Below are 19600 nucleotides of genomic sequence, written 5' to 3'. Positions count from 1 at the left end.
AGTAAAGCCACGTCGATCACTCCGATCTCCTGTCGAAAGGACAGGAAGGATTGTGCTATGAACGTGGGTCAGATTCCGTTGCAAATTCGTGGGGAAGATGGGTCAATTTTCAATGCAAATTAACACTAAGAGCCGCTACTTCCAAACGAACACTGGTAGTGGACAACTTTTTCTTTGTCCGCGAGGAGATGTGAACTGAGCGTTTGTCGATGTAGTCGTAAATCGCTCCGGGAGCATTTTGCAAATTTACCAACGAGTATCCACCGAGCTCCTCTAACACCGCTTTTATGCGCTGGGCCTCGGTATCACGCGTACGGTCCTTTTTTGTCAGATAGGTTTGCGATTGTGAATATCGTTCCCATGCCTCGGAAAGTGTGATGTCGCTTGTCGTCGCGACGGCGGCCTGCTCGCCAAGAACCGAAGTCTCAGCAATGACGGCCGCGTCCCTTGTCAGAAAAACTTTATCGAACTTCGGGAACCCGGCGCGCCGAATTTGAACACGAAACCGACCGTTAGGTAGCTCAATGACTGACATAAACAACTCCGCCTCTATTTTCCATGTGCAATATCTTTGCACAACGGAATGAGCACGGTCAAGAAAAAAGGGGTTACGATTTAACGTAACCCCTTGATTTTATTGGTAGGCCTCCCCGGAGTCGAACCGGGCACCAACGGATTATGAGTCCGCTGCTCTAACCAGGCATGAGCTAGAGGCCCAGGGTGCTGCTGTTGCGCTGGGGTCCGGTGCCGGCACCCGCTCACGCGTTCGTTGTGAAAACGAACCCGAGAGGATAAGCGGCATCCGGGACGCTAGTCAAGTCTTAGTTACCTTCGAGGAAGCTCTTCAGCTTGTCCGAACGCGATGGGTGACGCAGCTTGCGCAGGGCTTTCGCTTCGATCTGGCGGATACGCTCGCGGGTCACGTCGAACTGCTTGCCCACCTCTTCCAGCGTGTGGTCGGTCGACATTTCGATGCCGAAGCGCATGCGCAGCACTTTCGCTTCGCGCGGCGTCAACGAGTCGAGCACGTCCTTCACCACGCCGCGCATCGAGGCGTGCAGCGCGGCGTCGGACGGCGCCAGCGTGTTGTTGTCCTCGATGAAGTCGCCCAGATGGGAATCGTCGTCGTCGCCGATCGGCGTTTCCATCGAGATCGGCTCCTTGGCGATCTTCATGATCTTGCGGATCTTGTCCTCTGGCATCTCCATCTTGATGGCCAGCGTGGCTGGGTCCGGCTCGGCGCCCGTCTCCTGCAGGATCTGGCGCGAGATGCGGTTCATCTTGTTGATGGTCTCGATCATGTGCACCGGGATGCGGATGGTGCGCGCCTGGTCGGCGATCGAGCGCGTGATGGCCTGGCGGATCCACCACGTGGCGTAGGTCGAGAACTTGTAGCCGCGGCGGTATTCGAACTTGTCCACCGCCTTCATCAGGCCGATGTTGCCTTCCTGGATCAGGTCGAGGAACTGCAGGCCACGGTTGGTGTATTTCTTGGCGATCGAGATCACCAGACGCAAGTTCGCTTCCGTCATTTCGCGCTTGGCCTTGCGCGCCTTCATTTCACCGGCCGCCATCTGGCGGTTGATGTTGCGCAGGTCCGGCAGCGGCAGCACGACGCGCGCCTGCAGGTCGATCAGCCGTTGCTGCAGTTCCTTGATGGTCGGGATGTTGCGGCCCAGGATGGCGCTGTAGGCGTGGCCGGCGGCCACTTCGCCGTCGACCCAGTCCAGATTCGTTTCATTGCCGGGGAAGACCTTGATGAAGTGGGCGCGCGGCATGCCGCACTTGTTGACGGCCACGTCGAGGATCTGCTTCTCGATGTGGCGCACTTCGTCCACCTGGCCGCGCAGCGTGTCGCACAGCTTTTCCACCACCTTGGCCGTGAAGCGGATGCCCAGCAGTTCCAGCGAGATCGCTTCCTGCGCCTTCACGTAGGCCTTGGAGTTGTAGCCGTCCTTTTCGAAGGCCTTGCGCATCTTGTCGAACTGCATGGAGATGACGTCGAACTTCTCCAGCGCCGTCGCCTTCATCGCTTCCAGCTGTTCGGCCGAGAAACCGGCGGCGCCCGACGTGCTGGGCTCTTCCTCCTCTTCCTCTTCCTCTTCTTCCTCTTCTTCCTCTTCCTCGTCGTCCTCGCTGGCGGCGGCCGGGGCCGGCGCGGCGGCGGCGGCCGCTTCCTCGTTCTCGTCGACCAGGCCGTCGACGATCTCGTCGATCTTGATCTCGTCGGCGCGGATGCGGTCGGAGGCGGCGATGATCTCGGCGATCGTCACCGGGCAGGCGGAAATGGCCTGGATCATGTCCTTCAGGCCATCCTCGATGCGCTTGGCGATCTCGATCTCGCCTTCGCGGGTCAGCAGTTCCACCGAGCCCATTTCGCGCATGTACATGCGCACCGGGTCGGTGGTGCGGCCAAAGTCGGAGTCGACCGTGGAAAGCGCGGCCTCGGCCGCCGCTTCCGCCTCATCGTCGCTGGTGACGGTGGCCACGTTGTCCGACAACAGCAGCGTCTCGGCATCGGGCGCGTGCTCGTAGACGGCGATGCCCATGTCGTTGAAGGTGCCGATGATGCCTTCGATCGCTTCCGGATCGACGATGTTCTCGGGCAGGTGGTCGTTGATCTCGGCATAGGTCAGGAAACCGCGTTCCTTGCCGAACTTGATCAGGGTCTTGAGTTTCTGGCGCCGGCGCTCGAGTTCTTCCTCGGTCGCTTCCGTGTCCGACGAGAACGCATCTTTCAGCAGCGCCTTTTCCTTGGCCTTGCGGTCCTTGGCCTTGGCCTTGTCCACCGCCTTGAGCTCGGCCCGTTCGACGGCGTTCAGGGCCGCCACTTCGTCGTTCTCGGGCTGGAATTCCTTGGGCTTGCGGCCGCGCCGGCCCGGCACTTTCACCGTCGGCAGGACGTAGCCGGACGTGTCGATGGCGGCCAGCGTGGCCGCATCCGTCGTCTGGCTCACCGCCGGCGGATTGCTGGCGACGCGCGTTTCCGGCTTGTCCGTCGCTTTCGCAGACTTGGCGGTCACTTTGCTGGGCTTCTCAGCCGCTTTGGATTCAGGTTTCTTGGTTGGCACAGGCGCTTTCGATTACACAACGACTTGCTTATTTAGGATAAAGTTTCTTGCGGCCCTTGTGGGACCTCTGTCTTCGAACTTGCCGACCACACAAGTCCGACAATACTACGACTTACTTACACCTTGTTGGGCACGATCCGCGTCCACAACAGATTCCCTACCGACGGCCAAGACAGCCGTTTTCGGCAGAAATTCTACTGCATTTGACATGCGTGTGGGGGCTGGGAGCCATGACTGGTTCACGGGCGAACGGACCGTCCGCCATCGGCCGCACGTTCATGCGCCGGTTCAACCAAAGCCGGCCCTGGCCGCCGACGCTGCCTGACTGCGCCGATCAAGAGCCTAACTTGCTAAAAAACAAACACACTCTGAACTGAAAAACGATGCCAAAATAGACAACACTTAGCGTTTTATTATAGCACGCACATTTGCAATTTCCAGAGGGCAGGCGGCCGCCCCACCCTGTGGCAAATCATGCCCGCCCCTGTGACAGGCCTAGCGGTGCGACAACTCCGCCTCTGCCTCGCGCAACAACTGATCTTGCTTCGAGGTAATTTCGCGGTAGCGCACGCCCAGCTCGTCGGACGACAGGCCGGCCGCCAGCAGATCATGCAATTGCTGCTTCAAGGCATCGTTCTTGACCTGGCGGATGGCGCCGCGCAGGAACAGGCGCACGGCGTCGAAATCGGACTCGGGCTCCTTGACGATCTCGGCGATGATGGCGTCGTATTCGTCGCCCTGCGACTTCAAGTGTTGCGCAAAAGCAGCAAAACCACCGTTCGGCCCCATGGCCTGGGCTTGCGCCACGAGCTGGGCCAGCCGTTCGGCCGGTTCCGGGCCGAAGAACTGGAACGCGGCCAGCGCGTCGGCGTCGATGTCGAGCGCCAGCGGCGGATGCGCCACCAGCAGGCGCACGATCTGCAATTCCAGGCCGACGGGCACGGGCCGGCCGCTGCGCGGCGGCGCCTGGCGCGCCACGGCCACCGGCTTGGCCAGCTCGAACAGCGCTTCGATCTCGGACGGCGTGCTCTGCGTCAACTGCGCCAGCGCGCGCACGATCTGCAGCCGCAAGGCCGACGGCGCCATCGCCTGCAGCAGCGGCTTGGCGTCGAACTGGGCGCGGGCCCGGCCTTCCGGCCCGTTCAGGTCATGCTCGCCGACCACCTCCTTGATCAGGAACTGCGACAGCGGCATCGCTTCGTGGATTTCCTGCTCGAACGCTTCGGCGCCGTGGGCGCGCACATAGCTGTCCGGGTCGTGCTCGGTGGGCAGGAACAGGAATTTGATGGTCTTGTTATCGGACACGTGGGGCAGGCAGGCCTCCAGCGCGCGGCGGGCGGCGCGGCGGCCGGCCTTGTCGCCGTCGAAGCTGAAGATCACGTTGTCCGTCTGGCGCAGCAGTTTCTGCACGTGGTTGGTGGTGCAGGCCGTGCCCAGCGTGGCCACGGCCTGCGGGAAGCCCATCTGGGCCAGCGCCACCACGTCCATATAGCCTTCCGTCACCAGCACGTAGCCGGCGTCGCGGATGGCCTGGCGCGCCTCGAACAGGCCGTACAGCTCGAAGCCCTTGGAGAACAGCGGCGTTTCGGGCGAGTTCAAGTATTTTGGTTCGCCATGGTCGAGCACGCGGCCGCCGAAGGCGATCACCTGGCCCTTGGTGTTCTTGATGGGGAACATGATGCGCTCGCGGAAGCGGTCGTAGCGCTTGCGGTTGCCGCCATCCTCGTCCACCTTGTCGATCACGAGGCCGGATTCGGCCAGCACCACGGCTTCGTAGTCGGGGAACACGGCGCGCAGGTTGTCCCAGCCGGCCGGCGCGTAGCCGAGGCCGAAGCGGGCCGCGATCTCGCCCGTCAGGCCGCGGTTCTTCAGGTAGGCAATGGCGTTGGTGGCGCCGCGCAACTGGGCCCGGTAGAAGTCGCAGGCGCGCGTCATGGCGTCCGTCAGGGCCATGCTGTGGGCCTGCATCTGGGCGCGCTGGGCCGGCGGGATCTTGTCGTCCTGCTCAGGCACCACCATGCCCACGTTCTGCGCCAGTTCCTTGACGGCGTCCACGAAGCCCATGCCCGAGTATTCGATCAGGAAACCGATCGAGGTGCCGTGCGCGCCGCAGCCGAAGCAGTGGTAGAACTGCTTGGTCGGGCTGACCGTGAAACTGGGCGATTTTTCGCTGTGGAACGGGCACAGGCCCATGAAGTTGGCGCCGCCCTTTTTCAGCTGCACATAGCGGCCCACGATGTCGACAATGTCGACCCGGTTCAATAAATCGGCAATGAAAGATTGGGGTATCACGGGCTGGCGCGGCCTTGTTTTGGATCAGACTATACCGCCGCACCGGGGCCGGCCTTGCGGCGGCTCAAGGTGCGGCGGCGAACTTCTCAACTATTACGCGGGGCTCAGGGCCTTCTTCACCAGGGCCGACACGACGGTCATGTCGGCGCGACCAGCCAGCTTGGGTTTGACGATGCCCATCACCTTGCCCATGTCCTGCGGACCGGCGGCGCCCGAGGCGGCCACGGCGGCGGCCACTTCGGCCGCGATCTCCTCGTCCGACAAGCCGGCCGGCATGTAGGCCGACAGCACGGCCAGTTCCGCTTTTTCGATCTCGGCCAGGTCGGCGCGGCCGCCGGCTTCGAACTGGGTGATGGAATCCTTGCGCTGCTTGATCATCTTTTCCACGATGGCGATGGTCTGGGCGTCGTCCAGTTCGATGCGCTCGTCCACTTCCTTGCGCTTGATCTCGGCGATCAGCAGGCGGATCGTGTTGAGCTTGCCGGTTTCCTTGGCGCGCATGGCGGCCTTCATGTCTTCGGTGATTTGTGCTTTCAAGCTCATGGCGATCTTTCTATCAAAATAAACAGTTTATAAATGAGAAAACCCGCTGCGGCGAACCGGAGCGGGTAAGCGACTCATCTGGACCAACGGCATCCAAACGCTGCGCAACATGGCCCGAGGCGACATACGCCGCACTACCGGGGCCAGCTGCCAGAGCAGTCTTAGAACAGTTTCTTAGGCAGTTGTTGGCTGCGGATGCGCTTGTAGTGGCGCTTCACGGCAGCTGCCAGCTTGCGCTTGCGCTCAGCCGTTGGCTTTTCGTAGAACTCGCGTGCGCGCAGTTCGGTCAGCAGACCGGTTTTTTCGATGGTGCGTTTGAAGCGACGCATTGCGACTTCGAACGGCTCGTTTTCTTTAAGGCGAATAGTGGTCATGTAAAAATTCAAACCGTTGAGGTTATAGGAAGAAAGAGACTATAGCAGCTTTTATCCAAAAATGGAAGATGCCTGGCCGCCGAAACGGCCCGCCATGCGGCTTTCAGTCAACAAAACTTAGGCCGGAGTGCAATCTTTCCCGCATCTCAAGGCCAACTGCCGCTACTTCAAGGTCGGCCAGTATATCAGACTGCTTGCCCGGCCGCCACACCGGAGGCCCACGCCCACTGGAAGTTGTAGCCGCCCAGCCACCCGGTCACATCCACCGTCTCGCCCACGAAGTACAGGCCGGGCACCTTGGTGGCCATCATGGTCTGCTGCGACAGTTCGCGCGTGTCCACCCCGCCGCGCGTCACCTCGGCCTTGCGGTAGCCTTCCGAGCCGTTGGGCACCAGCGTCCACTGGTTGATGGCCTGGCCCAGCCGGCGCAGCTGGGCGTCCGGCATATCGGCCAGGCGCGCGTCGAGCGCAAAGCCGTGGGCCAGCAGCAAGCCTTCGGCCAGCCGGGCCGGCAGCCACTGGGACAGGACATTGCCCAGTTGCTTCTTGATCGTGCCCTTGCCCTCGATCAGGGCCTGGGCCAGATCCATCTCCGGCAGCAGGTTGATGACGATGGGCGTGCCCGGCTGCCAGTAGCTGGAAATCTGCAGGATGGCCGGGCCGGACAGGCCACGGTGGGTGAACAGCAAATCCTCGCGGAAGCGCCCGCCCGTCGGGTTACGGCCCTTGAAGCTGCCGGTCTCCACATCCACTTCCAGCGCGATGCCGGCCAGCGGCACGAACGGCTTCCACGCCGCCTCGTCGAAGGTGAGCGGCACCAGCGCGGGGCGCGGCTCGACCAGTTTCAGGTCGAACTGGCGCGCGATGCGGTGGCCGAAATCGGTGGCGCCAATCTTGGGGATGGACAGGCCGCCCGTGGCCACCACCACGCTGGCGGCCTCGATGTCGCCGCAATCCGTTTGCAGCAGGAAGCGGCCATCCACCTGGCGCTCGACGCCGGCCACCTTGCACGGCATGCGCCATTCGACGCCGCCGGCCGCGCATTCATCCTTGAGCATCTGGATGATCTGCTCGGCCGAGTCGTCGCAGAACAACTGGCCCTTGTGCTTCTCGTGGTAGCCGATGCGGTGCTTCTTCACCAGCGCGAGGAAGTCCTGGGCCGTGTAGCGCGACAGCGCACTCTTGCAGAAGTGGGGATTGTCGGACAGGAAGTGCTGCGGGCCCGCGTGCAGATTGGTGAAGTTGCAGCGCCCGCCGCCGGAGATGCGGATCTTTTCGGCCAGCCGGGCCGCATGGTCGAGCAGCACCACGCGCCGGCCCCGTTGGGCCGCCACGGCCGCGCACATCATGCCGGCCGCGCCCGCGCCGATTACTGCCACATCAAACTGTTTCGCCATGTTGTTTCCGGTCCCGCTTCATTACAAAGGCGTGATTGTACTGTGGGACGCTCGAACCACGTCGTTCCCGCGCAGGCGGGAACCCATGCTGAGCATCTGCATTCGCGGTCTATGGGTTCCCGCCTGCGCGGGAACGACGGATCGAAGGTTCTCGAAGTGTCCCTATGTACCGGAGCGCCAACCGCTCAGGCCAGCGATTCGCTCGCGTGCAGGCGCGAGCGCAGCGTGCGCGAGACCAGCACGATCTGCGCCACCTGCTCGGCGATCGACGGCGGCACCGGCACCTCGCCGCGCAGCACCGATTCGATCCAGGCGGCCGTGGTGGCGGCGTCCTTCTCCTCGGGAAGCACGGGCAGCTCTTGCACCAGGGTCTGCTTGGGCACCAGCATGGTGCGCAAGCCGCCGTGGAACCAGTCGATCTGCTGGGCCTTGTTGGCGTTGGCCACGGTCTCGCCTTCCGTGCCGCGCATCAGGAAGGCGTCGCCGCGCTCGTGCGGGGCGGCCGTGGTGAAATACTCACCCAGCATTTCCAGGTACTCGGGGTGGGTGTAGGACACCAGCCGCAGCGCCGGCCCGGCGAACGGCTGCATGATCTTGACCAGCGTGTGGGTGGAATTGCGCACCCCCAGCACACCGCGCAGCGCCAGCATGCGCGCCAGCTTGGGCGCCAGCGCGTCGATGGTGATGAAGGCGGCGCGGCCCTGGGCCATCGCTTCCTCGGCCTCGGCATGGTCCTGCGCGGCGGTCACGCCCAGCGCCTCGAACACCTCCGCCGTGGCGACCCGGCCGACGTCGCGCGCCACACCGTGCACCAGCACCGGCACGCCTTCGCGCGCCAGCAGCATGGCCAGCAGCGCCGTCAGGTTGGCCATCTTGCGCGCGCCGTTGTAACTGGGGATGAGCACGGGCGCGTACGGCCCCGGCGGCGCGGCCAGCGGCGCGAACGAGGCTTCGGCCGCGTCCAGGAAACCGGCGATCTCCTCCACCGATTCGCCCTTGATGCGCATGGCCAGCAGGATGGCGCCCAGTTCGAGGTCGGAAACGCGGCCATCCAGCATGGCCTGGTACAGGTCGTGGGCGTCCTCGCGCGTCATGCTGCGGGCGCCGTTTTTGCCGCGGCCTATCTCCTTGATGAAGCGGGCGGCTGGGAAGGGGGTGTCGGGTGTCGTCATGCCGATAGCTTACACGGAATTGACGCGGTGCAGCGACGCCGGGCCCGTTCGCGCCATTTCAGCTACACTATGGCTCCCCCGGAAAACACCACAGCAGAGAACCACCATGATCTCCCCAGATATCGAAAACATCAACGTCACCTCGTTCGGCCCCATGCCGTCGCCGGAAGCCCTGCACGCCAAGCTGCCGCTGACCGACCTGGCCTCGGACACAGTGATGAAGGGCCGCGAGGCGCTGCGCAACATCATCGACCGCAAGGACAAGCGCCTGTTCGTGGTGGTCGGCCCCTGCTCCATCCACGACCCGGTGGCCGGCCTCGATTACGCGCGCCGCCTGAAGGCGCTGCAGGAGGAAGTGGCCGACACCATGCTGCTGGTGATGCGCGTGTATTTCGAAAAGCCGCGCACCACGACCGGCTGGAAGGGTTACATCAACGATCCGGACATGGACGATTCGTTCCGCGTGGACGTGGGCATGGAGAAGGCCCGCCAGTTCCTGCTCGACGTGTGCGAACTGGGCCTGCCCACGGCCACCGAGGCACTGGACCCGATCTCGCCCCAGTACCTGGGTGACCTGATCGCGTGGACGGCGATCGGCGCGCGCACCACGGAATCGCAGACCCACCGCGAAATGTCGTCCGGCCTGTCCACGCCGGTGGGCTTTAAGAACGGCACCGACGGCGACATCGGCATCGCCATCAACGCCATCCTGTCGTCGGCCCATCCGCACTCCTTCCTGGGCATCAACAGCCAGGGCAACGTGGCCATCGTGCGCACGCGCGGCAACGCCTACGGCCACGTGGTGCTGCGCGGCGGCGACGGCCGCCCCAACTACGATTCGGTGTCGATCGCTATCGCGGAACAGGCGCTGGCCAAGGCCAAGCTGCCGGCCAACCTGGTGGTGGACTGCTCGCACGCCAACAGCTACAAGAAGCCGGAACTGCAACCGCTGGTGATGGCCGACGTGATCCATCAGATCGTCCAGGGCAACAAGTCGCTGGTGGGCGTGATGATCGAATCGAACATCGTGGCCGGCAACCAGAAGATCCCGACCGACCTGAGCGAGCTGAAATACGGCTGCTCCGTGACGGACGCCTGCATCGACTGGGACACCACGGCCAAGATGCTGCGCGACGCGGCAGCCCAGCTGCGCCACCGGCCGTAAGCCACACGGCGCAGGCATACTACGCAGTCGCGCAGCGCGGGCGTAACGGCACGCCTGCGCTGTGGCGGCGCCGTGGCGCCCCGTCCCGGCGCCGCTCCGTGCCCGCCGCCGCGCAGACCGGCACGGCGCTTTCCTTTACAATGGCGGATTACCTGTTCACATCCGCACTCTTCATGATCGTTCTCGGCGTCGAATCCTCCTGTGACGAAACCGGCCTTGCGCTGTATGACACGCAACGCGGCCTGCTGTCGCACGCCCTCCATTCCCAGGTGGCCATGCATGAGGAATATGGCGGCGTGGTGCCGGAACTGGCTTCGCGCGACCATATCCGGCGCGCCATCCCGCTGCTGAAAAAGACGCTGGACGGCGCCGGCATCGCCATGGCCGACATCGACGCCATCGCCTACACGCAAGGGCCCGGCCTGGCCGGCGCGCTGCTGGTCGGTTCCTCCATCGCCTGCAGCCTGGGCCTGGCGCTGGACAAGCCGGTGCTGGGCGTGCACCACCTGGAAGGCCATCTGCTGTCGCCGCTGCTGGCATCGCAGCCGCCCGCATTTCCGTTCGTGGCGCTGCTGGTGTCGGGCGGCCACACCCAGCTGATGCGGGTCGATGGCGTGGGCCAGTACACGCTGCTGGGCGAAACGCTGGACGATGCGGCCGGCGAAGCGTTCGACAAATCGGCCAAGCTGCTGGGCCTCGGTTATCCGGGCGGCCCCGCCATCTCGCGCCTGGCCGAATTCGGCGACCCGCTAGCCTACACGCTGCCGCGCCCGATGATGCACACCAAGGATTTCAATTTCAGCTTCTCGGGCCTGAAGACGGCCGTGCTGACGGTGGTGAAGAACCACCAGGAACAGGTGATCGCCAACATCTGCGAGCAGGACAAGGCCAACATCGCGCGCGGCTTCGTGGACGCCATCGTCGACGTGCTCACGGCCAAATGCGTGAAGGCGCTCAAGCACACGGGCCTGAAGCGACTGGTGATCGCCGGCGGCGTGGGCGCCAACGCGCAGCTGCGCGCCTCGCTCAACGCGGCCGCCGCGAAGAAGCGCTTCAAGGTCTACTACCCCGAGCTGGAGTTCTGCACCGACAACGGCGCCATGATCGCCTTCGCCGGCGCCATGCGCCTGCAGATCAATCCGCAGGCGGCCCAGCGCGACTATTCGTTCAACGTGCGGCCACGCTGGCCGCTGGACGAGCTGCGGGTCATCTAAGCTCCCCTTCCCTCCCGATACACGCGGCGTCAACGCGCCGCAGCCGGCGCGCTGCGCCGGCCCTCGGCCAGCGTGGCCTGCGCGGGCGTCGTTGGCGCGGGCATGGCCAGCAGATCGGCGCGCGGATCAGCCCAACCGGGCACGCCCTGCGGACAGGCATCGCCACGCATCGCCCCGAAATGCAAGGTGGTGAAATTGCCGCGCGGCGTGGTAGCGAAACGGTAGTCGGACGCCTCGCCCGTGGCCATGGACAGCGCGGGCGCGCGGGCGAAGCGCAGCCAGGCATTGACGTGGCAATCGTCGCGCTGCAACTGGCGCAGCGCTTGCAGGCTGGCCGTGACCTCGCTCATTTCGACAATGGCCGGTGCAAGCGTGACCCTGCCCCCCTCGTCCACCAGCCGGCGCGGGCAGGCCAGCGGCGCCAGCCAGCCGGGCGCCAGGCTGGCCACGCCGCGCCGCATGCGATAGCGGCCCGCCGCCTCGTCGCTTTCCACCGACACGAAATTCCAGCACAAGGGCTGGGACGGATAGGCCGTCATGGCCACGTCCAGCACGCGCCCGGCCGGATCAATGTGCTGCAGCGCGGCCCGGATGCGCTGGCCGCCGACGTGCGACGCCACGCCCTGCCCCGCCACATACACGCCGCACAGCCCCAGCGCCAGCAACAGCGCCGCGCGTCCCTGCGCGCCGGCCCGGTGCTGCACCATCCCCAGCAGCAAGCCGGTGCCCAGCAAGGCCGCGCACGAGGCCGCGCCCAGGTAGCCTTGGGCTGTGAAGAACAACAGCGCGGCTACCGGCACGGCCAGCGCCGCCACGCGCGCGCGCCGCGTGGCCAGCATCATGGCCAGTGGCGCGCCGAACGCGATCCAGTACAAGGGCTCGACGATGAACACCATGTCGCCATAAAACCAGCGGCCATCGAAGGGATAGAACGGATGCAGGCCGTAGGAATTGGTGTAGTCGAGCAGCAGGTGCAGCCCCAGGCCGGCGGCGATGCTGCCCGCCAGTCCCCAACGGGCGGGCCGGCTGGCCCGCAGCAGGGCGCGCGCGGCCGGCCAGCATAGCCACAGCAGCGCGGCCAGCGCCAGCGCCTGCGGCAGCGCATACAGCAGCGTGTGGGTGTGGCCACGGTGGTTGAGCAGGTAGCCCAGCGGATCGGGCAGGCGCCCCGAGAGCAGGATGTCGAGATCGGGAAAATTGCTGGCCAGCGCGCACGCGGTCAGCAGCAACCGGCGCCGCGTGCGGGCCAGCCGCGTATCAGCCTCCGGTGGCAGGCTGCGTTCCAGCAGCTCGCCCACGCCCAGGCCGACGACGGTGTGTGTGATGTTATCCATGCACGGCATCTTACCGGATGCCGGATGGCGGCGCCGGGGGCCACTACCATGCGGGCCGGCGCCTCAGGCAACGCAGACAACGCGGGCAACGCGGCCCGGGCAGGCAGCTCAGTAGGCGATCTGGTTGCGGCCCGATTGCTTGGCCCGCAGCAGGGCCGCGCCGGCCTGGCGCAGCAGGCTGTCGCCGTCCGCGATCTCCATGTGGTTGAACGCGCCCACGCCCACGCTGGCCGTCATGGGCAGCACGCGCGAGCCCACCAGGTGCTGCTGCGCCTCGATCTTGATGCGCAGGTTCTCGGCCAGCTTGCAGGCGCCATCGAACGGGGTGTTGGGCAGCACGATGCAGATTTCCTCGCCGCCGTAGCGGGCCGGGATGTCGATCACCCGCACGCTCTCGCGCAGCATGCGGCCCACGCTGGCCAGCATCTGGTCGCCCACGGCCGGGCCGTGGGTGTCGTTAATCTGGCGGAAGTGGTCCAGGTCGATCATCAACGCCGACAGCGGCGCGCGGAAGCGCTTGGCGCGCGCCGATTCGAACTTCAGGCGCTGCAGCAGCGAACGGCGGTTGTGCAGGCCGGTCAGCTCGTCCGTGATGGTCAGCTGTTCCAGCTCGCGCATCGAGTCGCCCAGCGCCTTTTCCTTGGCCCGCAATTCGATCAGTGCCATGGCCTGGCGCGCCAGCCGCGCCAGCACCTGGCGCTGCTCCTCGCTCAGCCGGCCCGGCACGGTGTCCATCACGCACAGCGTGCCGATGGCGAAGCCGTCGGACGAGGTCAGCGCCACGCTGCTGTACATGCGCATGAACGGCGCGTTGGTGGTCAGCGGCATGTGGGCCGTGCGGTAATCGGCGCGCAGGTCGGTGATTTCGGTGGCGCTGTCGCCGAGGATGGCCAGCGAGCAGTAGCAGTCGGTGCGCGGCAGCGCGGACAATTCCATGCCCGTGTGGGCCTTGATCCAGACCCGCTCCGCGTCGACCAGTGAAATGAAGGAATACGGTACGTTGCACAACCTGGCAGCGAGCTCGGTGAGGAAATTGAATTCCTCGCTGGCGGGGGTGTCAAGGATGTTGTAACGGTGCAAGGCGGCCAGGCGGAACTGGTCGGTTTGCGGCCTCGCCGTGGGCAAGACGTGGATTTTTTCTGCGGCCAGCATAAGCCCCCCAAAGCAGCGCTATCGATACCGGCGACGGGATAGCCGGAGTGGCCGGCCCGAGCCTTTTGCTACTTTGACAGTTTATCGTAAAACAGGGGCGGCGGGCGCGCATCTGGGCCGCGTCCGCCACCATTTTTTATGACTCCGTCATGATCTGGCGCAGCGCGCGCTCGAATACCTCGACGGGTTGGCCGCCGGAAATCAAATGGCGCTGGTTGATGATGATGGCCGGCACGGAATTGATGCCATGGCGGGCGAAGAATTGCTCGCGCTCGCGCACCTCGTCCGCGTATTGATTGCTTTCGAGAATCTCCGACGCCGTGGCCGGGTCCAGGCCCGCTTCGCCGGCCAGGCGCACCAGCACGTCGTGCGCGCTGGGGTTGAGGCCACGGCTGAAATACGCTTCCAGCAAGGCCAGCTTGAGTTCCTTCTGGCGTCCTTCCAGCTCGGCCCAGTGCAGCAGGCGGTGGGCGTCGAAGGTGTTGTAGATGCGGCTGCGCTGGTCGAGCGCGAAGTCGAAGCCCACCTCGGCGCCACGGGCGCGGATGGCGGCCCGGGTCTGGGCTTGCTGCTCGGCGCTGGCGCCGTATTTCTGCATCAGGTGTTCGGTGATGTCCTGGCCTTCCGGGCCCATGTTGGGGTTCAGTTCGAACGGCTGGAAATGCAGCGTGACGTCGGCCTCGTCGCCGATGCGGGCGATGGCCGCATCCAGCGCCTTCAGCCCGATGGCGCACCAGGGGCAGGAAACGTCGGACACGAAATCGATGGTCAGGGGGGTAGTCATGTGGGGCCTTTGCAATGGTGACGCGCCGCGCGAGGTGCCGGCGCCCGCGCCCCAGATGGCGGCGGCGCGGCAAAATTCAAGCGGGCCGGACGGGCCAGGCCCTGCGCCGGCCCGCTGCGCTCAGTGGCGCTTACTCTGATGCTTACTTATGCTTGCTGGCGCCAGGCTTGGCGGCGCCGGCGCTCTTGCTGCCGATGCGGCTTTCCTTGCCAGCCAGCAGGTTCGAGATGTTATGGCTGTGGCGGTAGGCCAGCAGCACGCTCATGGCCACCACGGCGAACAGCTGTGGCTCCACGCCGAACAGCAAGCCATAGTAGAACGGCGCGAACAAGGCTGCGATCAGCGCCGCCAGCGAGGAGTAGCGGAACGCGAACGCCACCACCAGCCAGGTGGCCAGCGTGGCCAGGCCCAGCCAGGGGTTCAGGCCCAGCAGCACGCCCAGCGCCGTGGCCACGCCCTTGCCGCCCACGAAGCGGAAGAACACCGGCCACAAATGGCCGAGGAACACGGCGATCGACACCAGGGCGATGGTCATGTCGCCCACCTGGAACTGGTCGGCATAGCGGATCGCCAGCCACACGGCCAGCCAGCCCTTGGCGCCGTCGCCGATCAGGGTCATGATGGCGGCCTTCTTGTTGCCACTTCGCAACACATTGGTGGCGCCGGGATTCTTGGAACCGTAGGTGCGCGGGTCGGCGATGCCGAACAAAGCGCTCATCACGACGGCGAACGAGATCGAGCCCACCAGATAGGCGGCCACGGTCATCCATACTGTATTCATTGTGTCCCTTTGCAGATAATTCCCGGCGCGCTGGGCCGGGGGAGGCTGAATATACACCAAGCCCGCACGCCATCGGGAAAATTGTGTGGTTCTGGAAACAGCGGAGGTCCGCTCAATCGGCCAGCGCGCAGTTGACCGGGCGCGCGTTCAGCACATCCACCAGCACCTGCGGCGCGATACCCACCAGGTAGCCGCGCCGGCCGCCATTGATATAAATCGTTTCCAGGTCGAGGATGGACTGCTCCACGTAGACCGGCATGGCCTTGCGGGTGCCGAACGGCGAGGTGCCGCCCACCTGGTAGCCGCTGTGGCGCTGCGCCACTTCCGGCTTGCACGGCTCGACCGACTTGCAGCCGATGGCGCGCGCCAGGTTCTTGGTCGACACCTTGCAGTCGCCGTGCATCAGCACGATCAGCGGCTTGGCCGCCTCGTCCTGCATCACCAGCGTCTTGACCACGTGGTGCTCGTCCACGCCCAGTTCACGCGCCGACACGGTGGTGCCGCCATGGTCTTCGTAGTCGTAGGGGTGCTCGCTGAACGCCACCTTGTGCTTGCGCAGCAACTGGGTAGCCGGGGTTTCCGAAATGTGTTCTTTCTTTGCCATGCCGTGATACGCTAAACGTTCCTAAGGAGTGTCGCATTATGCCGCAAGAAATTCGCCTTGCCACTTTCAATGTTTGCAACCTGGCCCCGCCGGGCGCGAAATTGTATGACAACCTGGCGCCGCTGACGGCGGCCGAATACGAGGCGAAAATCGATTGGACGGCGCGCCAGCTCGACCAGCTCGACGCCGACGTGGTGGGGCTGCAGGAAGTGTTCAGCCTCGACACCCTGCGCGCCGTGCTGGCGCGCTGCCGGCGCTACGATGGCGCCACCGTGGCCGGCGTGGCGCCCGATCCGCTGGCCGAGCGCCTCACGCCGCAGGTGGCGCTGATCTCGCGCCTGCCGCTGGCCGGACCGGCCTCCAGCCACCCCGCCTTCCCCGCCGGCGTGGCCATGCCCTCCGCCTGCCGCGACGCCGACCGCTACGCGCGCGCGCCCGTGCACGCGCCGGTGCTGCTGCCCGGCGGCGGCGTACTCGATGTGCTGGTGGTGCACCTGAAGTCGAAACGGCCCGACTACAGGAACGGCGGCGGCGACGCCAACGGCGTCAATGGCGGCATTGGCGCCAACGGCGGCGCCGATCCCATGCAATACGCCCAGGCCAACCTGCGCTCGCTGATCCGGCGCGGCACGGAGGCGGTGGCGCTGCGCGCGCTGGCGCATGAACTGGCGCTGGGCCCGCAGCGGCCGTGCGTGGTGCTGGGCGATTTCAACGACATGATCGATGCCGTCACCACCGGCATCGTGCTGGGCGCCGGCGCCCCGTGCCAGCCCGGCGAGGAACTCCGCGGCCGGCTGTTCGATTGCAACCAGATCCAGCTGCGCCAGGACCAGGCGCGCCACTTGGGCTACACCAACGTCCACGAAGGCCGCTACATGACCATCGACCATGTGCTGGTGTCGGAGCAGTTCCACCCCGCCTCGCCCCACGCCATCGGCGAGGTGCTCGACGTGAGCTACCTGAACGACCACCTGCTGCTGCAACGCCCGGAGGCGTCCGACCATGGCCAGGTGCTGGTGCGGCTGCGCCTGCACGGCGCGCCGGGCTAAGCCCGGTCCATGCCGTCGCCGCGCAGGTAGCTGCCCTGGTACTGGTCGCAGCCCTGCTCGCGCAGGTACTGCAACTGCGCCGCCGTCTCCACGCCCTCGGCCAGCACCTTCATCTTCAGGCTGTGGGCCAGCGCGATGATGGCGCTGACCACGGCCGCCTCGGCCGGCTCGTGCTCGAAGTCGTTGACGAAGGAGCGGTCGATCTTGAGCTTGTCGACCGGGCAGTCCTTCAAGTGGCCCAGCCGCGAGTAGCCGGTGCCAAAGTCGTCGATCACCAGGCTCACGCCCATGGCCCGCAGGTTCTGCAGCGTAGCCAGTGCGCCGCCGCCATCGTGCATCAGCACCGTTTCCGTGATCTCCAGCGCCAGCAGCGACGACGGCAACGCCGACGCCGCCAAGGCCTCGCGCACCGTGGCCGCCAGGCCGCGCTGCATGAACTGGCTGGGCGACAGGTTGACGGCCACCACCAGCGGCCGGCCTTCGTCCTGCCAGCCGCGCGCGTGGCGGCACGCCTCCTGCAACACCCAGGTGCCGATGGCCACCATCAGGCCGCAGTCCTCGGCCACGCCGATGAAGCGGGACGGCGCCAGCAGGCCCAGTTCCGGATGACGCCAGCGCACCAGCGCCTCCATCCCCAGCACCTGGCCGGTGGCCATATCCAGCTCGGGCTGGAAGGCCAGCTCGAACTGGCGTTCGGCCACGGCGCGCCGCAGGTCGCTCTCGAAGCGCAGGCGCTCCGTGATCTGCAAATTCATCTCGGCGTTGAAGAACTGGTAGCGGTTGCGGCCATGCTGCTTGGCGTGGTACATGGCCAGGTCGGCGTGGCGCACCAGCGTGTCGGCGTCGGTGCCGTCACCGGGGTAGACGGCGATGCCGATCGAGGTGGTCACGTCGAGCCGGTGCTGCTCCAGCACATACTGCTGGGTGATCGATTGCAGCACGGTGGCCGCCACGTGGGCCGCCTGGTCCACGGCGCCGATGTCGGTCAGCACGATCAGGAATTCATCGCCACCCTGGCGGCTCACCGTGTCCACGGCGCGCACGCAGCGCACCAGCCGGGCGGCCACTTCGCGCAGCAGCAGGTCGCCCACGTGGTGGCCCAGCGCGTCGTTGATGTGCTTGAAGCGGTCCAGGTCCAGGAACAGGATGGCCATCAGGCTGTGGTGGCGGCGGGCCGCCGTCAGCGCCAGGTTCAGCCGGTCCAGCAGCAGCGCGCGGTTCGGCAGGCCGGTCAGGAAGTCGTGTTCGGCCTGGTGGCGCGTCTGGGCCTCGGCCTGCTTGCGCTCCGTGATGTCCGACAGCATGCCCATGTAGTTGCACACCTGGCTGCGGGCGTCGCGGATGGCCGTCAGCGTCAGCCAGGCCGGGTAGCGCTGGCCGTTGGCGCGCACTGCCCACACTTCGCCCTGCCAGTGCCCGCCCGCCTCCACGGCAGCCAGGATGCGTTGGTACTGGGCCTCGTCCTCGATGCCGCAGCGGTGCGCGCCCAGCGGCTGGCCCAGCATCTGGGCGCCGTGGAAGCCGGTCACGTCGCTGTAGGCGCGGTTGACGGCGGCGATGACGTGCCCGCCATCGGTGAGCACGATGGCGTCGCGGCTGTTCTCGAACACCTGGGCCGCCAGGCACAGCGACTGCTCGGCCGCCTTGCGGACGGAAATGTCGCGGATCACCGTGTAGAACGTGGGCTGGCGGTCCAGCGTCACGGAGGTCATCAGCACCTCGGCCCAGAACGGCTGGCCGGCGCCGTTCAGGTAGCGCCAGTCGTAGCGCAGGTTGCCCTGCGCGCGCGCTTGCCGGGCCCGCAGGCGGGCGGCGGCGGCCGAGGCCTCGCCGTCGGCCTGGCACGGCGGCGACAACTGGGCCAGCGTGCGCCGCAGCAGGGCGTCCTTGCCGGCGCAGCCGAACAGGGACAGCGCGGCCGGGTTGGCGGCGGCGATGCGGCCGCGCCGCAGCAGCACGATGGCGTCGCACGAGCGCTCGACCAGGTGGCGGAAATTGGCGCCGGCCGCCAGCCGTGCGCTGTCCTCGGCCTTGCGGGCCGTGATGTCGACGTCCATGCAGAAGATCTGTTGCGGCACGCCGTCGCGTCCGACCGGGAACATGGTGGAATAGATCCACACGGCGCGCCCGTCGGGCAGCCGCATGCACCAGTCGCGCGCGGCGCCGGGCCGGCCCGTGCGCCACACGCGGTCCAGGGCAGCGGCGTAGTCGGCGGCCCGGCTGGCCGGACGCATCAGCGCCTCCAGCGGCCGGCCCAGCGCGTGCTCCGTGGCCACCCCGTACAGCCGGGCGCTGCTATGGTTCCAGAACCGCACGATGCCGTCCCGGTCCACGCTGCGCACGGCCACCAGCGGCGTGACCTCGATGGCGGCCACCAGGTGGGCGATCAGGTCGAGCGCCTGGTGGCCGGGGCCGAGGTAGCGCTCGCCGCTGGGTACTGGAAGACTCACGTTGGCCTCACGAAAGATATGCGCTCAACCGCGCTCAAGCCATTTTTCCTTGGCCCGCGCACGCCCGTTTGACTTCGCTCAAGAAAGCCACGCCCTGCCCGGCGCGCGCCAGCATTGCTTACCACAAACCAACAATCCGGACGGCCGCGCGGGTCCCGGCGGTGGCGCTGGCGTCCGTTTTTTTGCAGCTCACGCCCGTTTTCTTGCGCTTTGTCGCA

General features: G+C 66.0%; 16 protein-coding genes and 1 tRNA gene. 3 read left to right on the top strand and 14 right to left on the bottom strand.

Features of this window, described 5'->3' with window-relative positions; genetic code table 11:
• Positions 1-109: 109 nt before the first annotated feature.
• The 8 genes from H3H37_RS18280 to ybiB all read right to left on the bottom strand — a co-directional run bounded on the left by H3H37_RS18280 (position 110) and on the right by ybiB (position 8849).
• Entirely contained in the window at positions 110-535 is a 426-nt protein-coding gene (locus H3H37_RS18280) for a hypothetical protein (RefSeq protein ID WP_182165113.1), read from the bottom strand.
• A gap of 103 nt (positions 536-638) precedes the next feature.
• Positions 639-717 (bottom strand) — tRNA-Ile (locus tag H3H37_RS18275).
• Positions 718-821: 104 nt separating this feature from the next.
• The gene (gene rpoD / locus H3H37_RS18270) at positions 822-3071 is read right to left on the bottom strand and encodes an RNA polymerase sigma factor RpoD (RefSeq protein WP_182165111.1); all 2250 of its coding nucleotides are present in this window, start codon (positions 3069-3071) and stop codon (positions 822-824) included.
• A gap of 495 nt (positions 3072-3566) precedes the next feature.
• Positions 3567-5363, bottom strand: coding sequence for a DNA primase (gene dnaG / locus H3H37_RS18265; protein ID WP_182165108.1), 1797 nt, complete (start codon positions 5361-5363; stop codon positions 3567-3569).
• Between the two features lie 93 nt (positions 5364-5456).
• Positions 5457-5906 carry a GatB/YqeY domain-containing protein gene (locus tag H3H37_RS18260; RefSeq protein ID WP_182165106.1) on the bottom strand — a complete coding sequence of 150 codons (450 nt, stop codon included), beginning with the start codon at positions 5904-5906 and terminating at the stop codon, positions 5457-5459.
• A gap of 161 nt (positions 5907-6067) precedes the next feature.
• Complete coding sequence (gene rpsU, locus H3H37_RS18255; RefSeq protein WP_008451879.1) at positions 6068-6280, bottom strand: 30S ribosomal protein S21; 213 nt, start codon at positions 6278-6280, stop codon at positions 6068-6070.
• A gap of 185 nt (positions 6281-6465) precedes the next feature.
• Complete coding sequence (locus H3H37_RS18250; protein ID WP_182165104.1) at positions 6466-7677, bottom strand: BaiN/RdsA family NAD(P)/FAD-dependent oxidoreductase; 1212 nt, start codon at positions 7675-7677, stop codon at positions 6466-6468.
• Positions 7678-7862: 185 nt separating this feature from the next.
• Positions 7863-8849 carry a DNA-binding protein YbiB gene (gene ybiB / locus H3H37_RS18245; protein WP_182165102.1) on the bottom strand — a complete coding sequence of 329 codons (987 nt, stop codon included), beginning with the start codon at positions 8847-8849 and terminating at the stop codon, positions 7863-7865.
• A 106-nt stretch (positions 8850-8955) separates the two neighbouring features.
• On the opposite strand from ybiB, the gene H3H37_RS18240 reads away from it, so the two are divergent.
• Entirely contained in the window at positions 8956-10014 is a 1059-nt protein-coding gene (locus H3H37_RS18240; RefSeq protein ID WP_182165100.1) for a 3-deoxy-7-phosphoheptulonate synthase, read from the top strand.
• 173 nt (positions 10015-10187) lie between these two features.
• Entirely contained in the window at positions 10188-11228 is a 1041-nt protein-coding gene (tsaD, locus tag H3H37_RS18235) for a tRNA (adenosine(37)-N6)-threonylcarbamoyltransferase complex transferase subunit TsaD (protein ID WP_182165098.1), read from the top strand.
• Positions 11229-11257: 29 nt separating this feature from the next.
• On the opposite strand, the gene H3H37_RS18230 is transcribed toward tsaD, so the two are convergent.
• The 5 genes from H3H37_RS18230 to ybaK form a co-directional block, all read right to left on the bottom strand.
• Complete coding sequence (locus H3H37_RS18230; RefSeq protein ID WP_182165096.1) at positions 11258-12562, bottom strand: metal-dependent hydrolase; 1305 nt, start codon at positions 12560-12562, stop codon at positions 11258-11260.
• 108 nt (positions 12563-12670) lie between these two features.
• Positions 12671-13714: a sensor domain-containing diguanylate cyclase gene (locus H3H37_RS18225; protein ID WP_182165094.1), complete on the bottom strand. Its 1044-nt coding sequence runs from the start codon at positions 13712-13714 to the stop codon at positions 12671-12673.
• A 136-nt stretch (positions 13715-13850) separates the two neighbouring features.
• Positions 13851-14498, bottom strand: coding sequence for a DsbA family oxidoreductase (locus tag H3H37_RS18220; RefSeq protein WP_182165092.1), 648 nt, complete (start codon positions 14496-14498; stop codon positions 13851-13853).
• Positions 14499-14640: 142 nt separating this feature from the next.
• Positions 14641-15279 carry a glycerol-3-phosphate 1-O-acyltransferase PlsY gene (plsY, locus tag H3H37_RS18215; RefSeq protein ID WP_182165090.1) on the bottom strand — a complete coding sequence of 213 codons (639 nt, stop codon included), beginning with the start codon at positions 15277-15279 and terminating at the stop codon, positions 14641-14643.
• Positions 15280-15391: 112 nt separating this feature from the next.
• Positions 15392-15883 carry a Cys-tRNA(Pro) deacylase gene (gene ybaK / locus H3H37_RS18210; RefSeq protein WP_182165088.1) on the bottom strand — a complete coding sequence of 164 codons (492 nt, stop codon included), beginning with the start codon at positions 15881-15883 and terminating at the stop codon, positions 15392-15394.
• A gap of 38 nt (positions 15884-15921) precedes the next feature.
• Between ybaK and H3H37_RS18205 the strand changes: the two genes are divergently transcribed.
• Positions 15922-16932 carry an endonuclease/exonuclease/phosphatase family protein gene (locus H3H37_RS18205; protein WP_182165086.1) on the top strand — a complete coding sequence of 337 codons (1011 nt, stop codon included), beginning with the start codon at positions 15922-15924 and terminating at the stop codon, positions 16930-16932.
• Here H3H37_RS18205 and H3H37_RS18200 read toward each other — a convergent pair.
• The gene (locus H3H37_RS18200; RefSeq protein ID WP_182165084.1) at positions 16929-19382 is read right to left on the bottom strand and encodes a sensor domain-containing protein; all 2454 of its coding nucleotides are present in this window, start codon (positions 19380-19382) and stop codon (positions 16929-16931) included. The two genes, H3H37_RS18205 and H3H37_RS18200, sit on opposite strands and share 4 nt — an antisense overlap.
• Positions 19383-19600 lie beyond the last annotated feature (218 nt).

The sequence above is a fragment of the Rugamonas brunnea genome (genome assembly GCF_014042345.1).
GTDB classification, from domain to species: domain Bacteria; phylum Pseudomonadota; class Gammaproteobacteria; order Burkholderiales; family Burkholderiaceae_D; genus Rugamonas; species Rugamonas brunnea.
The sequence above is the reverse complement of the archived record's forward strand: the minus strand, read 5'-3'. Positions and strand labels throughout refer to the sequence as shown.